The sequence below is a fragment of the Methylobacterium sp. AMS5 genome, assembly GCF_001542815.1.
Lineage (GTDB): Bacteria > Pseudomonadota > Alphaproteobacteria > Rhizobiales > Beijerinckiaceae > Methylobacterium.
Genome location: NZ_CP006992.1, coordinates 4502541 through 4523092, shown reverse-complemented (window position 1 = coordinate 4523092; position 20552 = coordinate 4502541). Strand labels below are relative to the sequence as shown.

Sequence of the window (20552 nt, the reverse complement as noted above, 5' to 3'; positions counted from 1 at the left end):
GGCGACGGTTCAGGGCAGGGGGAAGCGGCGCTGAAGGTCCGCCAGCATCTCGACCGCCTCGTTCGAGATGCCCGTCTCCCGTACCGCCTCGAGGCTGCGGTCCTCGAATCCCGGCGCGGTCGCCGGCTCGAACTGACGGCGATGGGCCTGATCGAGGATGTCGGCGATCCGGTCGCCGACCGCCAGGGCGATCGCGGTCGAATCCGGCCCCTCCGAGCGGTGGGCGTGCATGCGCTGGAGCGCGTCGGCGATCTGCCGCTCGAAGGCTTCGAACAGGGTCCCGGCCGCCTGCGGGCTCATCCGCATCAGGGCGCCCGCGGCGGCGCAGTACGTCTCCTTGAGCATGTACAGGGTCAGGCGGTCGATGGCCTGCTCGTCTTCGTCCGCCGGCTTGGCCATGCGCTCTCTGTCCCGTCTCCTCGGTTCCGAATCCATGGCCCTGCCAAGAGGAAGGGACAAGGGAACGGTCCCCCTTTTAAAGGATCAGGCACGGGACCTGCCAAGCCCCGAGACGGGGCCGAAAGCGAGCGCGGGGCCGTCGGCGGGCGGCACGCGACTGCCCTCGAACGGACGGATCGCCACCGGCGGGTTGGCCCGGCTCACCCCGTTCAGCGCCGCATTGGTGTCGGCGGGGAGAGGGCGTTCGGCGGCGTCGCAACCGCTCCGTCGAGCCGGTGCGGGCGTCCCCGCCGTCCACGCGGGACGGCGGGGGGTGTCGTTCGCACGACCGAGCCGATACGCAACGTGGCTCCCCCGTAGAATGACCGCGACCGGTTAGCCGACGGTCAATGCCGGGAACCGGCGACGTGCCGGAACGGGACCGTCTCACGCATCCGGCGCGGCCGGCCGGGGGGCGGGCGCGAAGACGAGGCGCTGGTAGACGAGACCGATGCCAATCAGGCAGCCGCCGAGCCCGAGGAAGGAGAGCGCCCGCAGCGGCCCCTCCAGGCCCGAGAGATCGAACAGGAACACCTTGAGCGTTGCCAGGCCCACCAGCACGGCGGAGGCCAGCCGCGCGGTCGCCGACCCGCGCAGGATGCCGTAGCCGAGGGCGATGAGGCCCAGGCCGAGCCACACCGCCGAGTAGGCGTACCACTCTGCCTGTCCCGTCTCGCGGTCGAGCCCGAGCCGCTCGCCCTGGAAGCCGTGGCGCACGGCGAGGCACAGGGCGAGGAAGCTCAGGGCCAGCCCCAGACCGCCGGCCATGCGCACGAACCAGACGGGCCGCACGCCGCGTGCCGCCCGCGCCAGGGCGAAGGCCGCCGCCGCCGGCAGGGCGTAGGCGAGCACGGCGTCGTTCAGGATGAGCCCGCCCGTGACCGGCTCGTCGGTCAGGAGCGGGTTGGCGGCAAGCCCGAGGCCGAGTGCGCCCTGAAACAGGGCGAGGCAGGCGAAGGCGAGGCCAGCAAAGCGGATCACCGGCGAGGCCGAGGGACCGGAGAACCGCACCAGCACCAGGGAGAAGCCGAGGGCGGTCAGCGTCGTCAGACCCTGTTCCAGCACGCTCGTCCCCGAGTCGGCCAGGGTGCCGCCGTGGAGCGCGTGACGGATCTCCAGGAAGACGAACAGGCCCGAAAGCAGAAGGCTCAAGGCTTGGGCCACCTGCTCCGGGATGTCCGCCGAGCGATCCGGACGGCGGATCGCCCAGGCGGCGAGGCCGAAGCACAGGGCCGGCAGGCCGTAGGCGGTCACGAGCCCGTTGAGGATGAGCCGGTCCGACAGGCCGCCCCGGATCAGGGCCGGATCCCAGGCGAGCCGCGCGGCGACGATGACGGCCAGACCGGCCACGCACCAGCGCAGGGCCGGGATGTCGAGGCGCCGGGCGATCAGGCCGGTGGCGAGCGCCGTCCCGGCCAAGGCCGGCGTCAGCGAGCCGCCCGCGAGGGCGAAGACGAGGCCGAGGCACAGGCTCGCCACCGCTGCCGCGGCGAAGGCACCGAGCCCCAGCGTGAGGGCCGGGGAGGGGGTCGCGTCGCCCTGACGCCGGCACAGGACGGCAAGACCGCAGAATCCGGCGGCCAGCCCTCCCGCGGCGGCGGCGAAGTCCGGCGCCACCGCGCCGCCCGTGATTCGCAGATAGGCCAGGGCGAGCGCCGCGAGGGGCGCCACCGCCGCGCCCGCCGCGAAGGCCAGCGCGGTGGCATAGGGCAGGCGGCTGCCGCCCAGGAGCCGCAGCGTGCCGAGCCCCGCGACCGCGAGCGATCCGGCCACCGCCAGCGCCAGCAGCAGACCGGGATGGTCCGTGCCGTACCAGAGAAAGAACAAGGCGGCGCTCGAGGGCTCGGCCGCCTCCGGCCAAAGCACGAGGGCGCCGGCGAGCGTCAGGGCCGCGACGGCACCACCTAGGGCGGCGGGGGCGGCGACGAAGCCCGCAAGCGCGGGCAGCACGATCGCCGCCAGGGCGGCGGCCGCCCAACCCAGACCGCTGCCAGCATGGGCCGTCAGGCCGAGCACCGCCAACGCCACGCTCGCTGCCGCCGCGAGGGCGAGCGCGGCGAAGCGGTCGAGGCGCGCTTCCGCGTCCGGTACGTCACGCCCCGGCAGAACGGCGAAGACGAGGATCGCCAGCGCCTGCTGCAGCACGAGGTGGACCTGCACGGCGACACTCTCACCGGGCAGGAGGGTGAGGAACAGGGCCCAGGCCGCCGCGCCGACGCCGCCCGCCACCGCGAGCGCGCGCCAGCCTTTCAGCCAGGCGAAGGCGTAGGCGCTGCCTGCCACCACCGGCAGGTAGAGGGCGAGCGGCCACAGGCTCGTCCCCCCACCCCCGACGAGGATCGGCGTGGCGAGCGCCCCGACGAGGCCGATGCCCGCCAAAGCCGGCCCGTGCAGCAGGGCGGCGACCATGGCAGCGAGGCCCGTCGCCGCGAGTCCGGTGAAGGCCAGGGCCGGCCCGATGAAGCCGTAGAGGGCGTGCGCGGCGTAGACCGCGCCGAACAGGCCGACCGTGCCCGCGGCGGTGACCATGGCCGGCACATCGGGCCAGATCGGAGGCACAGGCTCCGCTCCGCGCAGGCGTCGCCTCAGGAACTCTCCGAGCCCGACGAGACTGAGCGCGAGGGCAAGAGCGCCCGCGATTCGCACGCCCGGCCCGAACAGGCCACGCTCGGCCGAGTAGCGCACGAGCAGCACCGCGCCGAAGGCGAGGGCGAGGCCGCCGACCCATACGGTCCAGCGGGTGCCGAAGCGCTCCTCGATGGACGGGGCGGGGGCCGAAATCGGCCGCTCCCGTGCCACGGCCGGAACGGCGCCGCGCGGCGGCGCAGGCGGAAGGGCAGGCGAGGAAACGGGCGGCACCGCAGCAGGCGCCGGTTCCGGGCGAACCGGCTCCGGAGCAGGGATCGGGGTCGTCATCGGAGCCGTGATCGGCCCGGAGCCGGCGACCGGACGCGCCTCCACCAGAGCGAGGCGCCGCTCGAGCACCCGGATATGCTGCCGCTGCCGCAGCGCCAGCAGCAGGCCCGCCGGACCGGACAGCGCGAGCGCCAGCACGATCAGCGCCGCACTCAGGAAAAAACCATCGTCCATAGGCCGAGCGTCCGCTTCGGGAGCGGCGAAGCTAGCCTTGTTTCCGGCCCTTACGGGTGCGGGTGCTCACACGCTCGTGAATCGTGGTGTCACGACTCCTACAGATCGCGCGGTCTTGCAAATGCTTGGCGGTTCAGGCGTTCGCAGCGGACGCCAGAGCGGCGCGGCCTCAGCGGACGAAGGCGAGATGAAGACGGCAACCCTCGCGTTCGACGACGGCACAACGACAATCGATCTTCAGACAGCCGATGAACAAGCGCACAGAATCAGGCACGACGACATCTGGGCCAACTTCGACATCGACACCATCGGGTGTCTCGTCCCAAATGAGGCATCCGATATCATTGCGTCCCCCCGAAGATGAAATCAGTCCTACCTTGAAAGCATCCTGCAGAAATAAGTCACGGTAACCTTCCAACATCGGTTAACTCCGCGATTGCTTCAGATCCGCAACCAAACTTTACGGTTAATGAGCACTGAAATCACGAGGAAAATGGCTACTTGAAGTCAAAAAAATCTGTTGCGTAACGGGCAAGTTCATGGAAGCCGGCTAGGGAGTCCCTATTCGTTCTTCAGCTGAGAGTGCCGCACGAAACGCCCGATCACCGACCGTCTCCGTTCTGGGCACGGCGACGCCCCGGGAGCTTCGTGAGAGACACCAAGCGCTTCTCATTCTGGTCTTTTGGCGCCATGACGGCCGCGCGATGCGTCCATTCTGGCAGGCACGCTCGGGGCGTCGGGCCTGCCCCACGCGGAGCCGCTCCCGACCGGACGCCCGCGCCGTCCACGTCAATCGTCCGGCCGCCGCGCCCGGCGACTTGACCCGCCCCGGCAGGAGCCTCACCATTCAGTCTACGCGCGTAGACTAAGGTACAAGAGGCGTGGCGACAGCCCGGTTGGCGAGCATCCCGTTCTTCAAGGAACCGGGTGTCGATCTTTCCCCGTTCGAGACGCGCTGCCATTGGCGGCGCTTCGACGAGAACGAGACGCTCGTCGATTACGACGACATCTCCACCGACGTGTACTTCCTCGCCATGGGGGAAGTGCGGATTCTCAACCGGTCGCAATCCGGCAAAGAGGTGATCCTCGGCGAGATGCGCGTGGGCGCCTTCTTCGGCGAGCTGGCGGCACTGGACGGCATCGGCCGCTCGGCCAACGTCACGGCGCTGACCCGGGGCGAGGTCTGTGTCGTACCCGCCCCTGTCTTCCGTCAGATCGTGTTCGCCTCAGAGGTCATCGCCGACCGGCTGTTCCGCCTGCTCGCCAAGCGCGTGCGCGAGTTGAACACGCGGCTGATGGAGCACGCGCTGCTCGACCTGCGCCATCGTCTCTACGCCGAACTGCTGCGCCTCTCCGTGCCGCGGGCCGGGCAGGGGAGCGATTCCGTGGGCGAGCGGGTGGTGACGCCGCCGCCCTACCACCACGTTCTGGCCGCCCGCATCGGCTGCCGCCGGGAGCAGGTGACCCGCGAGTTCACGGTGATGGCGGGCGAGGGATTGATCGACCGCACCCGCGGCGCCCTCGTCATCCGCCGCCCCGACCTGTTGGAGGCGCGGGTGCAGGAGGCGCTGCGCGAAGACGCCTAGAGCATCGTCTTTCCCACGGTACGTCACCGAGATCCGTCGCGGCACCGGTTCGAAGATCCATCTTGCACCCCAGCCCTCCCCGTCCGGACCAGAGGCTCCGCCTGGAGCGGGTCACCAAGCGCTTTTCCGCGCATACGGCCGTCGATGCGGTCTCCCTCGACCTCGGGGAAGGCGAGTTCTTCTGCCTGCTCGGTCCCTCCGGCTGCGGCAAGAGCACCCTGCTGCGGATGGTGGCGGGGTTCGAGACGCCGGATTCCGGCACGATCCGCCTCGGCGGGACCGATCTGACGGCGCTGCCGCCGCACCGGCGGCCGGTCAACATGATGTTCCAGTCCTACGCGCTGTTCCCGCATATGAGCGTGGCGGCCAACCTCGCCTACGGCCTGAAGGGTCTGGGCCTGAGCCGGGCGCAGGCCGCCGGGCGGGTGAGGGACCTCCTCCGGCTCGTGCGGCTCGAAGGCTTCGAGGCGCGCCGCCCCGACACGCTCTCGGGCGGCCAGCGCCAGCGCGTGGCCCTGGCGCGCGCCCTGGCCCGCGAACCGCGCCTCCTCCTCCTCGACGAGCCGCTCGGAGCGCTCGACCGGGCCCTACGCGAGGAGACGCAAGGCGAGTTGCGGGCGATCCAGCGGCGGCTCGGCACGAGCTTCGTCGTCGTCACCCACGATGCCGCGGAAGCGATGGCGCTCGCCGACCGGATCGGCGTCATGGAGCGCGGCCGCCTCGTGCAGGTGGGGCCGGCGCGCGCGCTCTACGAGCATCCGGCGAGCCGCTACGTCGCGGGCCTGCTCGGCGACGTGAACCTGATCGACGGTCGCCTCGGGCGGGCGGAGCCGGGTGGAATCCGCAGCGTCGAGACGGCTCTGGGCATCCTGCGCGCGAGCGGCGAGGGCGAGGCGGGCAATGCGGTCGTGATCGCGGTTCGCCCCGAGCGTCTGATCGTGGGCGGGGAGGGGGGGGCCCATGGGCTGTCCGGACTTCTGACCGAGGCGACCTTCCTCGGCGACCGCATCCGCTACCGGGTCGAGATGGCGAACGGCACGACCTTGCGCGCCTCCGCCGCCCTGCCGGCGCCCGGCCCGATCCCGGCCGTCGGCGAGACCATCACCCTCGGGGTGCCCGCGGACTCCGCGTGGATTCTGCCGGCATGAGCGGGCTGTCGCGACAGCCTCGACCGACCGGCGGTGACCGCTCGTCGCCGGTTGCCCCCGCACATGCGGGGCGGCTGCCCCAACGCCTGGGGCGCGGCCTCGTCCGGGGCCTGCCGCTGCTGTGGCTGGCGCTGTTCTTCGTCGTGCCCTTCGCGGTGACGCTGAAGATCAGCTTCTCCTCGCCGGCCACCGCGCAGCCGCCCTACCTGCCCGTACTCGAATGGGATGGCGGCCTGGAGGGCTGGCGCGAGTTCTTCGAGGCGCTCGACTTCCAGAACTACCTGATGATCGCGGCCGACGCGCTCTACCGCGACGCCGCCCTCTCCTCGCTGGGCTATGCCGCGCTCGCCACCGCGATCCTCGTTCTGATCGGAACGCCGACGGCCTACGCCATGGCCCGCGCCTCGGTGCGCTGGCAGCCGATCCTCGTGGCGCTGGTCATCGTGCCGTTCTGGACGAGTTTTTTGATCCGGGTCTACGCCTGGATCGCGATCCTCAAGCCCGAAGGTCTGCTCAACGCCGCCCTCCTGAAGCTCGGCCTGATCGCCGCGCCGCTGCCGATCCTCGATAGCCCCTATGGCGTGCTGGTCGGCCTCTCCTACGCCTACCTGCCCTTCATGGTGCTGCCGCTCTACGCGGTGATGAGCCGGCTCGATCCGGCGCTCACCGAGGCCGCCGCCGATCTCGGCGCGTCGCGGGCGCGGGCCTTCTTCACCGTCACCCTGCCGCTGAGCCTGCCCGGTCTTGCCGCCGGGGCGCTGCTCTGCTTCATCCCGATGGTCGGCGAGTTCATCATCCCCGATCTGCTCGGCGGCTCCGACACGCTGATGCTCGGCCGCGTGCTGTGGAGCGAGTTCTTCTCCAACCGCGACTGGCCGCTCGCCTCGGCGGTGGCCGTGCTGCTGCTGATCCTCGTGGTCGGCCCCGTGGTGCTGTTCCGCGAGGCCGAGCTGCGCCGCGAGGAAGCGGTGGAAGGGGCTCAGGAAGCGGCTCAGCGATGAGCCTCTTCGCCCGTACGGCGCTGACCCTCGCGCTGGCCTTCCTCTACGCGCCGATCCTCGTGCTGGTCGCCTATTCCTTCAACGATTCGAAGCTCGTGACCGTCTGGGGCGGGTTCTCGACACGCTGGTACGGGGTGCTGTTCCGGGACGGGCCGCTGATCGCCTCGGCCCTCGTCTCGCTCAAGGTCGCCGTCCTGTCGGCCGCGATCGCCGGGGTGCTCGGCACATGCGCCGCGCTGGCGCTCGACCGGCACGGGCGTTTTTGGGGGCGCGGCGCCTATACCGGGCTGCTCTACGCGCCGATGGTGATGCCGGAAGTCATCACCGGCCTGTCGCTGCTGCTGCTCTTCGTCGGCATCGGCCTCGACCGGGGCATCGCGACCCTCGTCATCGCACATGCGACCTTCGCCACCGGCTTCGTCGCCGTGGTGGTGGGTGCGCGCCTGAAGGGTCTCGACCGCTCGCTGGAGGAGGCCGCCGCCGATCTCGGCGCGGGGCCGGCCCGCGTGTTCTTCGGGATCACCCTTCCGCTGATCGCGCCTTCGGTCGCGGCCGGGTTCCTGCTCGCCTTCACCCTGTCGCTGGATGATCTCGTCATCGCGAGCTTCGTCTCGGGGCCCGGCGCCACCACCCTGCCGATGCGGATCTACAGCCAGGTCCGCCTCGGGGTGAACCCGGAGATCAACGCCGCCTCGACCCTGCTGATCGCCGCCGTCGGCCTCGTGGTGCTGGGCGCATCCTGGCTCACGGGGCGGAAAGGGGCGGCGGTCTAGCCGTGGTCGCGCAGCGCCCCCCAGTGTGCTAGCCCCGCCCGATGTCGAGCGATGCGCCGCGGGGCGTCTTCATCACCTTCGAGGGCGGGGAGGGGGCGGGTAAGTCCACCCAGATCGCGCGCCTTGCCGAGACCTTGCGCCGGGTGAGCGGGCGCGAGGTCGTGACCACCCGCGAGCCCGGCGGGACGGAACGGGCGGAAGCCCTGCGTGCTGCGCTGCTGCGGGGCGTGGCGAAGCCCTACGGGCCCTTCGCCGAGGCGCTGATGTTCGCCGCCGCCCGCATCGACCACATCGAGAACTTGATCCGCCCGGCCCTGAACCGCGGCGCGATCGTGCTGTGCGACCGTTTCTCGGATTCGACCCGCGCCTATCAGGGCGCGGCCGGCGGCCTGGATCCGGCGCTGATCGACAGCCTGGTGCGGGTGACGCTCGAGGATCTGCGCCCCGACCTCACCCTGATCCTCGATCTGCCGCCCGAGGCCGGCCTCGCCCGGGCGCGGCGGCGCGGGGCGGGCGAACCCGCCGACCGCTTCGAGGCCGAGGGCATGCGGTTCCACGAGCGGCTGCGGACGGCCTTCCGCAGCATCGCCGAGGCCGAGCCGGAGCGCTGCCGCGTCATCGACGCGGATCTCGGCCCCGATGCGGTCGAGACCGCCATCGCCGCCGCCATCGCCGCCCGGTGGCCGGATCTGCTGCCAGCCGCGGGAGAAGGGCAGGGGCAAGCGGACACGGAGCGGGAGGGCAAGGAGCGGGAGGGACGAGGTCATGCGGCCTGATTCCGCCCGGACCGCTCGCGACGCCAGTCGCACCGAGGCCGAGGCGGGCGATCTCGCCCACGTCCCGCGCCCGCGCGAACAGACCCGCCTTCTCGGGCACGGTCACGCGCAAGCCGCTTTCGCGGGGGCGCTGGCCGCGGGCCGGCTCCATCATGCCTGGCTGATCGGGGGTCCTGCCGGCATCGGCAAGGCGACGCTGGCCTACCGGGTCGCGCGCCGGCTCGTGGCTGACCCGCGCACGCTCCCCTCCCCCGATTCCCTTGACGTACCGGAGGATCACCCGGCCGCGCGGCAGGTGACGGCCCTGTCTCACCCGAATCTGGTCGCGCTGCGCCGGGTCCAGGCGCCGGGTGCCAAGACGCTGCCGACCCGCATTTCGGTCGATGCCGCCCGCGAGGCGCTTGCGCTGTTCGGGGCCACCGCGGGCGGGGAGGGTGGCTGGCGCGTCTGCATCGTCGACAGCGCCGAGGATCTGAACGCCAACAGCGCCAACGCCCTCCTGAAGATGATCGAGGAGCCGCCGCCCCGCGCCATCTTCCTGATCGTCTCGCACGCGCCGGGCCGCCTGCTGCCGACGATCCGCTCGCGCTGCCGGGCCCTGACGCTGCGTGCGCTGCCGGAGGCGGACGTGCGCGCGATCATCGAAGAATTTCCGGCGCCCTTCGCCCGGCCCGACGCGGCGGCTCTGGCGCGGGCCGTCTCGCTCTGCGAGGGCTCGGTCGCCCGCGCGGTGGCGCTCCTCGACCCCGCCACCGCCGCGGTCGAGGCGGAAGTCTCGGCCCTTCTCGCCGGCCTGCCCGAGCCGGACGGGCGGCGCGTGCTCAAGCTGGCCGAAACGCTTGCGGGCCGCGACGCCGAACCCCTGCTCGCCACCGTTCTCGACGCGATCCAACGCCACGTCGCCACCGAGATCGATCGGCGGCAAGGGGAGGGCCCGGCCCGGCTGCTGGCGCTGGTGGAGGCCGCCGAGCGCATCGCATCCTCGGCCCGCGAGGCCGCGATCTACAACCTCGACCGCCGGCCGCTGATGCTCGCGGCCTTCCGGGAATTGGCGGGGGCGACGCGGATTCCGTGAAAGTCCTGATGGGCTGAGAACGGCGCCGGACGGATCGGGCGCGGGCCGTCAGTGGGCGAGGCCGGACTTTTTCCCGGCTCGCACCCGCGATCCATGCAACCGCGCGGCGCCTGTCAGATCAAAGCACTGATCAGGGTGGTTGCACCGATCAGGACCACGCATGCGCCGATTTGCACGACACGAAAGATCTCGCCGGCCGGCCGGCGGTTGTCGTTCGCAGTGCGGGAGCATGAGTGCAGCAGGTAACGGTCAAGATTCGGCTCCGGGAGCTCGATCCACTGCTCTTCAGGCTGGCGAACCTTGGCGATTGACATGAAAACCGTCCTCGAAGTCGTCGGCGAGGGTTAGCCAACGCTTGTGGCTCACGCTGGAACCTTACCGGCCGTTCGCAGCGCCGCCGAGGATTAACCCGATGATCCCGGCCGTGTCCATGCAAAATAGAACAGGACACTGGGTATTATAGCACCATAATGCAAAATGCTCGGGGCTCAGGCCCCGCAGCGCCCGATACATGCGTCCAGCGAATATCTGGCATTTGGTGCTTGGTATACCAGAACGGCCCGGTTGGTGGCACATACGCTGCAACGCAACAAACCGCACGGGATGCCCACCATGATCTCCCTGGCTCTGCTCGCCGCCCTCACTGCTGGTGTCATCAACATCGCCCTGGTCGCCCTGGTGGCCAACCGTCTGGGCCCGAAGGCCGATACCGCTGCGGCCGGCGAATTCGTGGCCGTCGGTGGGGCTGCGCCCGCTTCTGCGAAGCGCGCCGCCGTCAAGATCGGCAACGAGAACGTCCTGCCCGTCGGCGCTCAGCGCGCCGCCTGAGCGCCCTCGACCCCACACGCGTGCTGCACGTCCAAAGAGCCCTGCCGGGTCCCGGCAGGGCTCTTTTGCGTCTCCATAAGGAGCGCAGCTTCGGGCCAAGTCCGGACGGCGCCCGGCGGGCCGGTTGCGTCGCGGGACGTTGCGCGCCACAAGGCATGACAGTCCGACCTTCGCATCCGGGACATCTTCTGACGTGAGCGCGAGCGAGAAGGCGAACGAGCCCTTCCTCATCACCACGGCGATCTCTTACCCGAACGGCGCGCCGCATATCGGCCACGCCTACGAGGTGATCGCCACCGACGCCATCGCCCGCTTCCACCGCCTCGACGGGCGCGACGTGCTGTTCACCACCGGCACCGACGAGCACGGCCTCAAGATCCAGCAGACGGCGTCCCGCGCCGGCGTGACGCCACGCGCCTTCGTCGATGACATGGCCGGGCGCTTCAAGGCCGTGGCCGACCGGCTCGACTGCAGCTACGATCGCTTCATCCGCACCACGGAAGCCGACCACTACGCCGCGGCCCAGGAGCTGTGGCGGCGGATGGAGGCCAACGGCGACATCTACCTCGCCAAATATGCCGGCTGGTACTCGGTGCGCGACGAGGCCTATTACGACGAGGCCGAGACCGTGCTCGTCTCTGAGGGCAACCGCCGCTCGATCAAGACGGACACGCCCGTCGAGTGGATGGAGGAGGAAAACTACCTCTTCCGTCTCTCAAAGTACCAGGAGCCCCTGCTCAAGCTCTACGCGGAGCAGCCGGACTTCCTCGGCCCCGAGACGCGGATGAACGAGGTCGCGAGCTTCGTGCGCTCCGGCCTCAAGGATCTCTCGATCAGCCGCACCACCTTCGACTGGGGCGTGCCGGTGCCGGACCGGCCGGGCCACGTCATGTATGTCTGGGTCGATGCCCTGACCAACTACCTGACGGTGACGGGGTTTCCCGATGCGGGGGCAGCCAACGCCCGGTTCTGGCCGGCGAGCCTGCATGTCATCGGCAAGGACATCGTCCGCTTCCATGCGGTCTACTGGCCGGCCTTCCTGATGTCGGCCGGGCTGCCGCTGCCCAAGCGCGTGTTCGGCCACGGCTTCTTTCTCAGTCGCGGCGAGAAGATGTCGAAGTCGCTCGGCAACGTGGTCGATCCGCTCGATCTCGTCGGCACCTACGGCGTCGATCCGGTGCGCTATTTCCTCCTGCGCGAGGCGCCGTTCGGCAGCGACGGCAATTACGACCACGAGGCGATCATCAACCGCATCAACGCGGACCTCGCCAACGACCTCGGCAACCTCGCCCAGCGCTCGCTCTCGATGATCGCGAAGAACTGTGAGGGCACGGTGCCGGAGCCGGGCACGTTCACCGAGGCCGACGAGCGCCTGCTCGCCGCCGCCGCCGCCCTGCCGGAGAAGGCACGGGGGCTGATGCAGAATCTCGCCCTGCACGCGATCCTGGCCGAGATCTGGGCCGTGGTCGGCGAGGCCAACCGCTACTTCGCCTCCGAAGAGCCGTGGAAACTGCGCAAGTCCGATCCGGCGCGCATGAACACGGTGCTCTACGTCACGGTCGAGACCCTGCGCCGGGTCGGCCTGATCGTGCAGCCCTTCGTGCCGACGGCGGGTGCCGCTTTGCTCGACCTGCTCGCCGTGCCGGTGAACGCACGCAGCTTCGCTTTTACCGGCTCGGAGCACCGCCTGCAGGGCGGCACGGCGCTGCCCGCCCCGGCCCCGATCTTCCCCCGCTTCGAGAAGCCGGAGGCGACGGCCTGACGCCGCCTCCCCACATCGCTCCCTCCCCAACGAATCCGCTCAAGAGACCATGCTGGTCGACAGCCACTGCCACCTCGATTTCCCGGACTTCGCGCAGGACATTCCGGGTGTGATCGCCCGCGCGGCCGAGGCCGGCGTGACGCGCCTCCTCACCATCTCGACGCGGGTCGCCAAGGCCGACAGCTACCGCGCGCTCGCGGAGGCGCACACGGCGGTGTGGTACACGGTCGGCACCCACCCGCACGGCGCCGCCGAGGAGCCGGCCGTGCCGGCCGACACCATCGCCGCTCTGGCCGATACGCCGCGCTGCGTCGGCATCGGCGAGGCGGGGCTCGACTACCATTACGAGGACGCCGCACCGGAGGCGGTGCAGGAGCGGGTGCTGCGCGCCCATATCGAGGCCGCCCGCCTCTCCGGCCTGCCGCTGGTGATCCATTCCCGCGACGCCGACGCGCAGATGGAAGCGGTGCTCACCGACGAGATGGCTAGCAGGCCCTTCAAGGCCGTGCTGCACTGCTTCTCGTCCGGCGCCCGGCTGGCCGAAGTCGGGGTCGAGCTCGGCCTGTCGGTCTCATTCTCCGGCATCGTCACCTTCCGCCGCTCGGACGCGCTGCGCGACATCGCCCGCAGCGTGCCCCTCGACCGCATCCTGGTCGAGACCGATGCGCCGTTCCTCGCGCCCGAGCCGCACCGCGGCCGGCGCTGCGAGCCGGCCTACACCGCCGACACCGCCCGCGTGCTGGCCAAGGCGCTCGGCCTGCCCTTCGAGGATTTCGCAGCGACCACCACCGCCAACTTCTACCGGCTGTTCTCCAAGGCCGCGGCGATCGAGGGCGTGAGCGCATGAGGATCGCGCGATGAGCACGGGGGAGGGCGCATGGCGAGTCTGACCCTGCGCATCCTCGGCTGCGGCTCGTCCGGCGGCGTGCCGCGGGTGGGTTACGGCTGGGGCGCCTGCGACCCGTCCGAGCCGCGCAACCGCCGCCGCCGCTGCTCGCTGCTGGTGGAGCGGCGCGAAGGGGACGGAAACGGGGGAGGGGGCGCCACGACGGTGCTGGTCGATACCTCGCCGGACCTGCGCGAGCAGCTCATCGACGCCGGCGTCACCCGCCTCGACGCCGTGCTCTACACCCACGCGCATGCCGACCACACCCACGGCATCGACGACGTGCGCCCGCTCGTCATCCACATGCACCGGCGCATCCCGGTCCATGCCGACCCCCTCACCCACGCGCTCCTCATGAAGCGCTTCGGCTACGCCTTCGAGACGCCGCCGGGCAGCCTCTATCCGCCGATCCTCGACCTGCATGAGATGCAGGCGGACGAACCGCTGACCATCGTGGGTGCGGGCGGCCCGATCGTGGCGGATGCCTTCCGCATGGAGCACGGCAACGAGATCGCCCACGGCTTCCGCTTCGGCCCCACCGCCTACGCGCCGGACGTCAGCGTGATGCCCGAGGCGGCCAAGGCCCGCCTGCACGGCCTCGACCTGCTCATCATCGATGCCCTGCGCGAAACCCCTCACCCCTCGCATTACTCGGTCTCGGACGCGCTCGCCCTGATCGAGGAGGTCGCGCCGCGCCGCGCCATCCTGACGAACCTCCACACCGATCTCGATTATGCGACGCTGGCCAGGAAGCTGCCGGGACACGTGGTGCCGGCCTATGACGGGCTGACGGCGACCCTGGATCTCTAAAGAAGATCAGGGCCTTACGGTCCGCATCTCCGGCCGGAAGAACAGCCCGGATTTCAGGCTGTCGCCGATGCGATGCGCCCGTTCGACGATGATCTGCGCGATCTCGGGCACGAAGACCTCCCTGGCGGTCTCCTCGAACAGGCCGAGCCAGCGCGCGAAATGCGCAGGGTTGATGCCTTCGATGCCGAGGTGGCGCCCGAACGGGTTGCCCTTGTAGCGGCCGGTCTTCAGCAGCACCGAGGACCAGAAATCGCGGATCGTGGCGAGATGGCGCGGCCACGCCTCGTCCGGAATCTTTGCCGCGAAGACGGGGCCGATCAGCGGATCGCGGCGCACCCGGGCGTAGAAGGCGTCGAGGAAGGCGGCCAGAGCCGCTTCGGTGAGTTCGGCCTGCTTCATGCGACAGCGCGGGATACGACAGCGCGGGGAGGGGGCTTCATGCTTGCGAAAGCCGCCCCTGCCCCGGTCAGTTCCGGGCGAGCGAGGGCTGGATCAGGCCGGCGCCGACGAGGATCTGGGCGGCCGCCGCCTTGGCGAGCTGGCGGTAGCCGGCATCGGTCATGTGCAGGCCGTCGGGGCCGATCATCTGGGCCGGGGTCATCAATCCGTGCGAGACCCAGGACTGCATCAGGGCGCGGCGGCGGATCACCGGCACGCGCAGTTCGGTGGCGAGCGCGTGCAGAGCCTCGCCGTAGCGCGCGGCACCCTCCATGCCCGAGAGCTTGCTGCACCATTGCTGGTCCATCAGCACCACGTCGGCCCCCGTGGCGCGGATCGCCAGGATGCCCGCGCGGGTCAGTTCGACGAAACGCTCCAGTGGCACCCCGGCGAGCGGATCGTTGCTGCCGGTCTGCCAGACCACGAGATCCGGGCGCTCGGCCAGCACGTCGCGCTCCAAGCGCCGCGCCATCGCCTCGGCGGTGTCACCACCCTTGCCGCGGTTGATCACGGTGATCGAGCGCCGGCTCGATGCGCCGATCTGGAGGCGCTCCTCCAGGTCGCGCTCAAGCAGGGCAGGGTAGGCCATGGCCGGTGACGAGGCGCCTGCCCCTTCCGTCGAGGAGGAGCCGAAGGCCACGATCCGCACATCGCCGTCGCGCCCGAGCTGTGAGGCGAGCCGTGCCAGCTTGGTTGGCAGGCGTTCGCCGGACGCCGGCATCTGCGGTGCCACGACCGGCGACGCATCGGGCTGCGCGCAGGCGCCAGACAGGCCGAGCGGGCCGGCAAGGACGGTGGCGAGGATGAGACCGTAGAGCGGGTGGTTCAACATGGCGAAACGTCTGGCAGCCGATTCTGTTTCCCGATGTCCCGGGCTGTTGCCGGATGATTGTGACGATTGCGAGAGCGCCGCTCCAATCCGTGCGTTCCGCATGCCGGCGGCATTATCGGTATCGGAGGGCCAAAACCGGGAAAATGCCGACAGTTTATGGTTAACAGATACCTGCAAGGGCCTCTGCACCCGTCTACATGTTCCATAATATATCTTATGCGAACGGCTTTCACGGGCTGCGAGAGACATGAACGGGCGCCGGATCCACGGCCCGAAGCGGCGCGCAGGCACTCGGTCGGACGCATGAGCCTGCTTCGGCCTTGCCTCACGCGAAGGCGCCCTGCCCCGGCCGACCGTGACGGCTCGCGGACGCTCCGTCAGGCGTCCGTCGGACCGGTGACGAAGACGAGGCGCACCACCGTGCCGCCCTCGTTGGCGTAGGTCAGCGTGCCGTCGAGCTGGCCGGCGAGCCCCTGAACGATCCGGAAGCCGAGACTGCGGCTCGTGTCCGGATCGAAGGTCGCGGGGATGCCTGGCCCGTTATCGGCGATGCTGAGCGACGCCTGCCCCGCTCCGAGGGTTTCGAACCGGATGGTGATGGTGCCGCGCTCGGTCCCGTGGAAGGCGTGCTTGAGGGCGTTCGTCACCACCTCGACCACGAGGAGCGACAGGGTGGTCAGGCGGGCGAGATCGAGGCGCACCGGCGGCGCATCGACGAGGCAGACGATGTTGCGCGCGCCCGTCGCGTCGAGCAGGTCGGCGCAGAGTTCCTGCAGGTACTGGCCCACGGGCTGGTCGGCCCGCGCCGGGTCGTAGAGGCGGCGATGGATGCGCGCGATCGTTTGCAGCCGGGCCTGCGCCTCGTCGAAGACACCGGCCGCCTCCTGCGGATTGTCGATGACCTTGCGTTTCTGAAGAGCGAGGAGGGCCGCCACGAACTGCATGTTGTTGGCGACCCGGTGCTGCAGCTCCTGAAACATGGTGCGCTGCCGCTCGTAGAGTTGGGCGCTCACCGCCCGCTCCGCGCTCAGCCGTTCGCCCGCGACGCGCATCAGGTGGATGAGCGCGATGTCGACCGTGACGATGAAGGCGTAGAAGCCGAGCGCCAGTGCGGTCTGCGCATCGAGAAGGAAGATGTTCGCCTCGCCGATGAAGAAGTACCACGCGGCGAGCCCCGAGAGCACCGCGCAGATGATCCCCGGCCGCAGGCCGAAGAAGAACGCCGTCAGGATCACCGCCGGAAAGAAGGTCAGGAACGGGAAACCCGGCGGCAGCACGTCGTCGAGCGCGTGACGCATGGCGATGGCGATCCCCGTCGCGCCCAGGGCGGCGACGTCGCCGAACCACGAAGGCGCGGGCAGCCGTCCGGCGGCAGGGGCGAGGGAGGACGGCATCTGGTGGGGAAAAGTCCGAAATGTGATTCGGATGAACTTTATCCGGTTTTCAGGCTCGATCTGTGTCCCGCCCACCGCGGTGCAGGTTTTTCCGCCCGTCGTTCGGGACGGGGCGGATGAGATGATGCTCAACCCTCGAGGCCATGCTCGATCGCGCTGCAATCGCGCAGGGTTCCAAGTTCCTCTTCTTCCGCGTTTTTGCACGCCCGGCGGGCATCCATTTCGGCGCAGGGCGATCTATTTCAGGATTGGCTGCGACCAGGAGCAGCACCCTCCCCCTCGCCTCTCGCTGTACTTGCCGTTGCCCTTCCTCGGTTCAACGAACCGGGGATCGTGCCGCGCGCCGCCCGGCGATCTCGGCGATGAGGATGCCGCCGAGCACGAGGAGCAGCGCCAGCATCTCGGCCCCGCCGAAGGGTTCGCCCGCCAGCAGCACGGCGAGCCCCGCGCCGAAGACCGGCACGAGGTTGACGAACAGCCCGGCCCGATTCGGGCCGATCAGTTCGACGCCGCGGATGAAGGACAGCTGCGCCAGCAACGACGGACCGAGCGCGACGAAGGCGACGATGGTCCAGGCCGTCGCGGTGGTGGGCCAGATCGCGTGGCCGAGCGCCCATTCGGCGGCGAGCGGCGGCAGCGAGGTGAGGAAGGCGGCCAGCGCCAGCGCGGTGAAGAAGGCGAGCCCCGACACGGCGGGGCGCCCGGCGAGCGCCACGGTGTATCCGGCATAGACGAGGCTCGCAGCGAGCATCAGACCGTCGCCGCGGTTGAGGCCGAGATGCGCCAGCACCGCGAGATCGCCGTGGGTGGTCGCCACCGCGACACCCACCAGGGTCACGGCGGCGCCGATCACCTGCCCTGCCCTCACCGGCACGCGGCGCACGGCGCGGTTCAGCGCCATGACGAAGACGGGAACCGCTCCCTGGATCAGGGCGACGTTGACCGCGCTGGTATAGGTGCCGGCGGCGTAGAACAGGCTGGCGAAGATGGTGAAGCCGCACGCGCCCATCAGGAACAGGTAGGGCCAGCGCTGCACCAGCCGGTCCCGGTCCGCCAGAACCTGGCGGCGGGCCACCACGAGCAGCACCGCGAAGGCGAAGGCCCAGCGCAGGGTGGTCAGCACCTGCGGCGAGACCTCGCCCACCGCCCATTTGCCGGCCACCGTGTTGCCCGCCCAGAGGAGGGTGGTCAGCGTCAGGATCGGGTAAGCCGCCGCGGAGGCGCGGGTGCCGGTGGTGCCTTGGGTCACGCTGGAAGATCCGTATGCGACGCTCGTTCCAGTCCGATGCCATGCCGCGCCGGTCCCGGAATAGCCAGGGGAGGGCTCATCAGCCATTCGGTGAAGGGATCGCCCCTCCCCCCGCCGGGTTCAGCCTTTCGTCGGCTTGACGTTCCCCCGCGCCTGCCCGACTCCTCCCGCCACACCGGACGGAGCCGAACCCCTGCCCGCTTTCAAACCCTCGCGCCGCCACGCCGATCTCGGGCCCGACTTCTACGACGTCGTGGCCCCGGCCGACTTCCCCTCGGCGATCCTGCGCTACCGCAACCAAGCCTGGGCGCGGCGCGTCGGGCTCGACGATCTGTCGGACGCGGCGTGGATCGCGCATTTCGCGCGCTTCACGCCCCTGCCCGGCTCGTTCGAGCGGCCGCTGGCGCTGCGCTATCACGGCCATCAGTTCCGCTCCTACAACGCGGATCTCGGCGACGGGCGCGGCTTCCTGTTCGCGCAGGCGCACGACCGACGCGACGGGCGCCTGCGCGATTTCGGTACCAAGGGCAGCGGCACGACCCCCTGGTCGCGCGGGGCGGACGGGCGGCTCACGCTGAAGGGCGGCGTGCGCGAGGTGCTGGCCACCACCATGCTGGAGGCGCTCGGCGTCGAGACCTCGAAGTCGTTCAGCCTGATCGAGACCGGCGAGGCGCTGGAGCGGGGGGACGAGCCCTCTCCCACCCGCTCGGCGGTCCTGGTGCGGCTGTCGCATTCGCACCTGCGCATCGGCACCTTCCAGCGCTTCCGGTTCCTCGAACAGCCCGAGGCGATCGCCCGCCTCGTCGATTACGTGGTCGAAACCTACTATCCCGGCATCCAAGAAGCCGAGCCGGCGGAGCGGGCGGCCCTGTTCTTCGAGGCGATGCTGGCGCGGGTGGCGCGGATGGGCGCGCAGTGGATGGCCGCGGGCTTCGTCCACGGCGTGCTCAACACCGACAACATCAACGTCACCGGCGAGAGCTTCGATTACGGCCCATGGCGCTTCGCTCCCGCCCACGATCCGGCCTTCACCGCGGCCTATTTCGACGAGTGGGGCCTCTACAGCTTCGGCCGCCAGCCCGAGGCCCTGTTCTGGAACCTGAGCCGGCTGGCCGATTGCCTGCTCGGCCTCGTGCCGAAGGAGCGGCTGGAGGCGGGGCTGAAAGGCTTCGGCCCGGCGCTTCAGGACGCGTTCGCCGAGGCGATCCTGTTCCGGCTCGGGGTCACGCCCGCGCAAGGGGAGGGCGAGGGCGCGGTTCACCGGCTGGTCGGTGCATTCTGGGCCTTCCTCGAGACCAGCCGCGCGCCGTTCGAACAGGTCTTCTTCGATTGGCGCGGCGGGCTGGCGAGCGAACCCCGCGCGGCCCGGAGCCCGGCGGGCGAGCACTACGCCAGCGATGCCTTTCGCCCGGTGCACACCGCGCTCCAGGCGATGCGCCCCGCCGCCAGGGCCAACCTCGACCACCCTTACTTTGCCCGCGAAAAGCCCTGCACGATGCTGATCGACGAGGTCGAGGCGCTCTGGGCGCCGATCGCCGTGGCCGACGACTGGTCGGCGCTTCACGCCAAGCTCGCCGAGATCGAGACCATGGCCGGGGCCTACGGCACGCAAGCCCTCCCCCCGGAGGCCTGAGGCGGGCATGGCGCAGCGTTTCGCTCTGCGGGGTCGCACCGCCCTCGTCACGGGGGCGGCGAGCGGCATCGGCGCGGCGCTGAGCCGCGCGCTGGCGGGGCGCGGCTGCGCCCTGGCGCTGGCCGACCGCGACACGCAGGGCCTCGCCGAGACGGCGCGCGCCGCCCGCGCTGCCGGCGTCACGGTCAGCGAGCATGTGCTCGACCTCGCCGACCGGGATGCCTTGCTTGCCCTGCCGGAGGCGGTCCGCACCCGCCACGGCGGGCTGCACCTCCTCGTCAACAATGCCGGCGTGGCGCTCGGCGGCCGGTTCGAGGACACGGACCCGGCCGACATCGACTGGCTGATGGACGTGAACCTGCACGCGGTGATGCGGCTGACCCATGCCTGCCTGCCGCTGCTGCGGGCCGAGGCCCAGGCGCAGATCGTCAACCTGTCGAGCGTGTTCGGCATCATCGCGCCCGCGGGGCAGGCGGCCTACGCGGCGAGCAAGTTCGCGGTGCGCGGCTTCACCGAGGCCCTGCGCCACGAAGTCGAGGGCACGGGGCTCGGCGTAACCCTGGTGCATCCGGGCGGGGTCGCCACCGCCATCGCCCGCAACGCCCGGCGGCCCCGCACCATGGATCCCCTTGAAGCCGCCGAGGCCCATCTCGCCTTCGAGCGCCTCCTGACGATGAGCCCGGCGAAAGCCGCCGAGGCGATCCTGCGCGGAATCGAGACCCGGGCGCCCCGCGTGGTGATCGGCGCCGACGCCCGCCGCGCCCTGCTGATCCAGCGCCTGATGCCGGTGCGCTACTGGTCGCTGATCCGCCGCGCCGTTCGAGACACGTGAC

General features: G+C 70.5%; 20 protein-coding genes. 12 read left to right on the top strand and 8 right to left on the bottom strand.

Features of this window, described 5'->3' with window-relative positions; translation table 11 throughout:
* Positions 1–9: 9 nt before the first annotated feature.
* The 3 genes from Y590_RS20290 to Y590_RS27080 all read right to left on the bottom strand — a co-directional run bounded on the left by Y590_RS20290 (position 10) and on the right by Y590_RS27080 (position 3949).
* Complete coding sequence (locus Y590_RS20290) at positions 10–399, bottom strand: hypothetical protein (RefSeq protein WP_060771433.1); 390 nt, start codon at positions 397–399, stop codon at positions 10–12.
* A 426-nt stretch (positions 400–825) separates the two neighbouring features.
* Positions 826–3528: a DUF2339 domain-containing protein gene (locus tag Y590_RS20285; RefSeq protein WP_060771432.1), complete on the bottom strand. Its 2703-nt coding sequence runs from the start codon at positions 3526–3528 to the stop codon at positions 826–828.
* 169 nt (positions 3529–3697) lie between these two features.
* Complete coding sequence (locus Y590_RS27080) at positions 3698–3949, bottom strand: hypothetical protein (protein ID WP_193763138.1); 252 nt, start codon at positions 3947–3949, stop codon at positions 3698–3700.
* A gap of 460 nt (positions 3950–4409) precedes the next feature.
* Here Y590_RS27080 and Y590_RS20275 point away from each other — a divergent pair, with 460 nt between their 5' ends.
* The 6 genes from Y590_RS20275 to Y590_RS20250 all read left to right on the top strand — a co-directional run bounded on the left by Y590_RS20275 (position 4410) and on the right by Y590_RS20250 (position 9887).
* Positions 4410–5114 carry a Crp/Fnr family transcriptional regulator gene (locus Y590_RS20275; RefSeq protein ID WP_003602066.1) on the top strand — a complete coding sequence of 235 codons (705 nt, stop codon included), beginning with the start codon at positions 4410–4412 and terminating at the stop codon, positions 5112–5114.
* Between the two features lie 62 nt (positions 5115–5176).
* On the top strand, positions 5177–6262 hold the full coding sequence (locus Y590_RS20270; protein WP_060771430.1) for an ABC transporter ATP-binding protein: 1086 nt from the start codon (positions 5177–5179) through the stop codon (positions 6260–6262).
* Positions 6259–7263, top strand: coding sequence for an ABC transporter permease (locus tag Y590_RS20265; protein ID WP_060771429.1), 1005 nt, complete (start codon positions 6259–6261; stop codon positions 7261–7263). Before Y590_RS20270 ends, Y590_RS20265 begins: the two co-directional genes overlap by 4 nt.
* Positions 7260–8036, top strand: a complete 777-nt coding sequence (locus tag Y590_RS20260) for an ABC transporter permease (RefSeq protein ID WP_060771428.1) — start codon at positions 7260–7262, stop codon at positions 8034–8036. The genes Y590_RS20265 and Y590_RS20260 overlap by 4 nt, the downstream gene beginning before the upstream one ends.
* A 41-nt stretch (positions 8037–8077) precedes the next feature.
* Positions 8078–8812, top strand: coding sequence for a dTMP kinase (tmk, locus tag Y590_RS20255; RefSeq protein ID WP_060771427.1), 735 nt, complete (start codon positions 8078–8080; stop codon positions 8810–8812).
* Positions 8802–9887, top strand: coding sequence for a DNA polymerase III subunit delta' (locus Y590_RS20250; RefSeq protein ID WP_060771426.1), 1086 nt, complete (start codon positions 8802–8804; stop codon positions 9885–9887). Before tmk ends, Y590_RS20250 begins: the two co-directional genes overlap by 11 nt.
* A gap of 113 nt (positions 9888–10000) precedes the next feature.
* On the opposite strand, the gene Y590_RS20245 is transcribed toward Y590_RS20250, so the two are convergent.
* Complete coding sequence (locus Y590_RS20245) at positions 10001–10201, bottom strand: hypothetical protein (protein WP_060771425.1); 201 nt, start codon at positions 10199–10201, stop codon at positions 10001–10003.
* 298 nt (positions 10202–10499) lie between these two features.
* On the opposite strand from Y590_RS20245, the gene Y590_RS20240 reads away from it, so the two are divergent.
* The 4 genes from Y590_RS20240 to Y590_RS20225 all read left to right on the top strand — a co-directional run bounded on the left by Y590_RS20240 (position 10500) and on the right by Y590_RS20225 (position 14173).
* Positions 10500–10715: a hypothetical protein gene (locus Y590_RS20240; protein WP_060771424.1), complete on the top strand. Its 216-nt coding sequence runs from the start codon at positions 10500–10502 to the stop codon at positions 10713–10715.
* A 193-nt stretch (positions 10716–10908) separates the two neighbouring features.
* On the top strand, positions 10909–12477 hold the full coding sequence (gene metG / locus Y590_RS20235; protein WP_060771423.1) for a methionine--tRNA ligase: 1569 nt from the start codon (positions 10909–10911) through the stop codon (positions 12475–12477).
* A gap of 49 nt (positions 12478–12526) precedes the next feature.
* Positions 12527–13324: a TatD family hydrolase gene (locus tag Y590_RS20230; protein WP_060771422.1), complete on the top strand. Its 798-nt coding sequence runs from the start codon at positions 12527–12529 to the stop codon at positions 13322–13324.
* A 30-nt stretch (positions 13325–13354) separates the two neighbouring features.
* Positions 13355–14173, top strand: coding sequence for an MBL fold metallo-hydrolase (locus Y590_RS20225; protein WP_060771421.1), 819 nt, complete (start codon positions 13355–13357; stop codon positions 14171–14173).
* Between the two features lie 6 nt (positions 14174–14179).
* Here the strand turns inward: Y590_RS20225 and Y590_RS20220 are convergent, their stop codons facing one another.
* The 4 genes from Y590_RS20220 to Y590_RS20205 all read right to left on the bottom strand — a co-directional run bounded on the left by Y590_RS20220 (position 14180) and on the right by Y590_RS20205 (position 18086).
* Positions 14180–14572, bottom strand: coding sequence for a group III truncated hemoglobin (locus tag Y590_RS20220; protein ID WP_060771420.1), 393 nt, complete (start codon positions 14570–14572; stop codon positions 14180–14182).
* Between the two features lie 67 nt (positions 14573–14639).
* Positions 14640–15443, bottom strand: coding sequence for an SGNH/GDSL hydrolase family protein (locus Y590_RS20215; protein ID WP_060771419.1), 804 nt, complete (start codon positions 15441–15443; stop codon positions 14640–14642).
* Between the two features lie 377 nt (positions 15444–15820).
* Positions 15821–16837: a sensor histidine kinase gene (locus Y590_RS20210; protein WP_060771418.1), complete on the bottom strand. Its 1017-nt coding sequence runs from the start codon at positions 16835–16837 to the stop codon at positions 15821–15823.
* Positions 16838–17153: 316 nt separating this feature from the next.
* Positions 17154–18086 carry a DMT family transporter gene (locus Y590_RS20205; RefSeq protein WP_060771417.1) on the bottom strand — a complete coding sequence of 311 codons (933 nt, stop codon included), beginning with the start codon at positions 18084–18086 and terminating at the stop codon, positions 17154–17156.
* A gap of 136 nt (positions 18087–18222) precedes the next feature.
* Between Y590_RS20205 and Y590_RS20200 the strand changes: the two genes are divergently transcribed.
* Together Y590_RS20200 and Y590_RS20195 are read left to right on the top strand one after the other, a co-directional pair.
* Positions 18223–19719 (top strand): protein adenylyltransferase SelO, encoded by a 1497-nt coding sequence (locus Y590_RS20200; protein ID WP_083530920.1) that lies wholly within the window; start codon positions 18223–18225, stop codon positions 19717–19719.
* A gap of 7 nt (positions 19720–19726) precedes the next feature.
* On the top strand, positions 19727–20551 hold the full coding sequence (locus tag Y590_RS20195; protein WP_060771415.1) for an SDR family NAD(P)-dependent oxidoreductase: 825 nt from the start codon (positions 19727–19729) through the stop codon (positions 20549–20551).
* The last annotated feature ends 1 nt before the right edge of the window (position 20552 follow it).